Genomic DNA, 3,188 nt, shown 5'->3' on the forward strand with positions numbered 1-3,188 from the left:
GGCGGCACGGCCGGCGCCGGGATGATGGGCGGCGGCATGATGGGCGGCCACGGCGGCGCCGGGCACGGCGGTAGTGGTGGCGAGCACTCGTCGTGGTTGACCGAGGACGACGATCCGTGGGGCGCCGGTGACGGCGCGACCCCGGGCATCCTGCGATGAGGACGGACGGATGAGGGTGTACGTCGGCGCGCTCCGGCCGGTGGCTGCCGGGTTGCTGGCCGGGTTGATGGTGCTGGGAGCCGCCCAGCCGGCGGCCGCCGCGCCACGCCGGGCCGAGCAGTGGTACCTGGACGAGCTGCGGATCGACCGGGCGCACCAGATCTCCACCGGCCGGGGTGTCGTGGTCGGGGTGGTGGACACCGGCGTCGACGCCGGCCACCCGGACCTGCGCGGTCGGGTGCTGCGCGGGGCCAGCACCCGGGACGCCGGCGACGGCCGGCGCGACCCGGCGGGCCACGGCACCCACATGGCCGGGATCATCGCGGCCAACGGGGCCGGAGTGGACGGCATCGCGCCGGACGCCCAGATCCTGCCCATCCGGAAGCCGCCCGGCGGATCGTTCACCCCGGAGGATTCCGCCACCGGTATCCGGATGGCCGTCGACGGCGGCGCGAAGGTGATCAACCTGTCCTATGGCAGCGCCGGCGCCGTCGACGAGGGCGAGGTGGCTGCGGTCCGGTACGCGCTGGAACGCGACGTGGTCGTCGTCTCCGCGGTCGGCAACGTCAGGCAGCTCGGCCCGGACGTCACCGCGCCGGCCAACATTCCCGGTGTGATCGCGGTGACCGGCACCAGCCGGGGCGGCGGCTTCTGGAACGGCTCGGCGCAGGGCCCGGAGGCGGTGATCGCCGCGCCGGGGGACGAGGTCTACAACATCGGCCGCGACCGGGGTTACGGCTGGGGCGACGGCACCTCCGACTCCAGCGCCATCGTGTCCGGCGTCGCGGCGCTGATCCGGTCGAAGTACCCGAAGCTCTCCGCGCCCGACGTGATCAACCGGATCATCCGTACCGCCCGGGACGCCGGCCCGCCCGGCCGTGATCCGCGGTTCGGGTTCGGCCGGATCGACCCGGTGGCGGCGCTCACCGCCGACGTCCCGTCGGTGTCGGCGAACCCGCTGCTCGGGGCCGCCGCGGCCTCGCCCAGCGCGGCCGCCCCGCCGGCCGCCGCCGAGGACGACAACTTCGACGTGACCAAGTACGGCGACCGCGGCGGACCCACCGACCAGCAGGTCATGGTCGTCGGGATCGGCATCGCGGTGGCGCTCGTGGTGCTGCTGGCACTGGTGGGGTTCCTGACCTGGAACCGGCGCCGGCACCGCCGGGACCTGGCCCGGGCGGGTGACATCCCGGACGAGGTGCTCGACCGGATCGGCGACGGCGGGCACGGCCCACCGGTCCCGGTCGGCCACCCGGCCGCCCCGCCGAGCGGCCACGCCCAGCCCGGGCAGTATCCGCACCAGGGACCGCACGCTCAGCCAGCCCCGGGCGCCTACCCGCCCCCGCCCCCGCCCCAGGGACAGCAGTTCCCACCCGGCCCGAACCCGTGGGCCCCACCGCCCACGCCCCCCGGACCCACCCCGCCGAACACCCCCCGCTGACCCCCGCGCCCCTCGGCGCCCCTCCCTTTCCGCGTCGATCATGAGGTTGACGGCACCATCGGAGATACACTTCGCCGCCAACCTCATGATCAGCCCGGAGCCCGGAGGGGCGGGGGTTAGGGAGGGTTTGACCCGGGGTGTGGTGGCCCCGGTCGCGAGGCGCGCCCGGGGCTGCGCCAGGATGGGGCGGACACGCAGGCACAGCCGAGGAGTTCACGATCGCCAGAAAGCCTCAACCCGAGGGCGGCCAGGCCCCTGTCGTCCAGCGGGTCCGCATCCGGTACGCCAAGCGGGGGCCGCTGCGGTTCACCTCGCACCGGGACTTCGCCCGGGCCTTCGAGCGCGCGTTGCGCCGGGCCGGCGTACCGATCGCCTTCTCCCAGGGATTCACCCCGCACCCGAAGATCTCCTACGCCTCGGCGGCGCCGACCGGCGTGGCCAGTGAGGCCGAGTACCTCGAGATCGGGCTGCGGGAGCCGGTCGACCCGGCGGCGCTGCGGGCCGCCCTGGACTCGGCGCTCTCGCCCGGGCTCGACGTGCTCGACGCGGTCGAGGCCACCGGCGGCAGCCTGGCCGACCGGATCGAGGCGTCGCGCTGGCGCATCGAGCTGCCCGAGGTGGATCCGGCCGTGCTCGGTGCGGCCGTGGCGGCGTTCACCGCCGCCGAGGAGATCCAGGTCGAGCGGATGACCAAGCAGGGCAGGCGCACGTTCGACGCCCGCGCTGCGGTGATCGCCATCGATGCGTCCGCGTCGTCTGAGACGCCTTCCGGGGCGGCGGCCGTGCCGTGTGCGATACTCGAACTGGTCGTGCGGCAGGTCACCCCGTCCGTACGGCCCGATGACGTCCTTTCCGGCCTCCGCGTGGTGGCGGACCTGGAGCCGCCGGTCACCCCGAAGGTGATCCGGCTGGCGCAGGGCACGCTGACCGCGCAGGGCGAGATCGTCGATCCGTTGGACGCGGATCGCGACGGGGCAGCCATCGGAGAGCACTGACCGACGGTCAGCGCTCTGGCAGGCAGACTTCGGCGGTCGCGCACCTGCGCGCCCGGCGGAAACACCTTTGCGGCAACCCTGCGTGGCAGCGCTCAACCGCGCCCGGGGCAGCCAGAACTGGAGAACGTCCATGCTCGAGAACGAGCCCGAGGGCGGCGAACGGACCGGCGCAGAGCCGGCCGAGGCGTCCGCCGCGACCACCGACAGCGCCGCCAACACGGACAGCGCCGCCGAGACGAAGCCGCCCGCCCGCAAGCGGGCCACCCGCCGTAAGGCTGCCCCGCTGAACCAGCCGGAGCAGACCGACGCGCCGGTCGAGGCGTCCGCCGCGGCCGTGGGCAGCAGCGAGTCGCCGCAGGCCGAGGTGTTCGCGCCGATCGCCGGAGAGTTGGACACGGCGCCGAAGACCACCCGCCGGCGCCGCAAGGCGACCCCGGCGAAGGCGGTCGAGGAACCGGTGGCGGCGGCCGGGGTGGAGGCCGCCTCGGACGAGGTGGTGCCCCCGGTCAAGGTGACCCGTACCCGGCGCCGCAAGGCCGCGCCGCCCGCGGCGGAGGCGGCGCCCGCGGTCGAGTCGCCGACCGAGGCGCCCG

2 protein-coding genes and 1 pseudogene are annotated in these 3,188 nt (G+C 75.3%); all 3 read left to right on the top strand.

The window, feature by feature from the left end; translation table 11 throughout:
• Positions 1-169 precede the first annotated feature (169 nt).
• Positions 170-1,600, top strand: a complete 1,431-nt coding sequence (mycP, locus tag HUW36_RS29165; protein WP_174531054.1) for a type VII secretion-associated serine protease mycosin — start codon at positions 170-172, stop codon at positions 1,598-1,600.
• 275 nt (positions 1,601-1,875) lie between these two features.
• Positions 1,876-2,595, top strand: coding sequence for a TIGR03936 family radical SAM-associated protein (locus tag HUW36_RS29170; RefSeq protein WP_174531055.1), 720 nt, complete (start codon positions 1,876-1,878; stop codon positions 2,593-2,595).
• A 130-nt stretch (positions 2,596-2,725) separates the two neighbouring features.
• Positions 2,726-3,188: pseudogene (locus tag HUW36_RS29175) on the top strand (ribonuclease E/G); the annotation flags it as partial.

Origin of the sequence: Micromonospora maritima (genome assembly GCF_902825405.1) — a bacterium.
GTDB classification, from domain to species: domain Bacteria; phylum Actinomycetota; class Actinomycetes; order Mycobacteriales; family Micromonosporaceae; genus Micromonospora; species Micromonospora maritima.

Excerpts from the sequence above, each read along its gene's own strand:
- mycP (WP_174531054.1), top strand. The coding sequence starts at position 170 with ATGAGGGTGTACGTCGGCGCGCTCCGGCCGGTGGCTGCCGGGTTGCTG.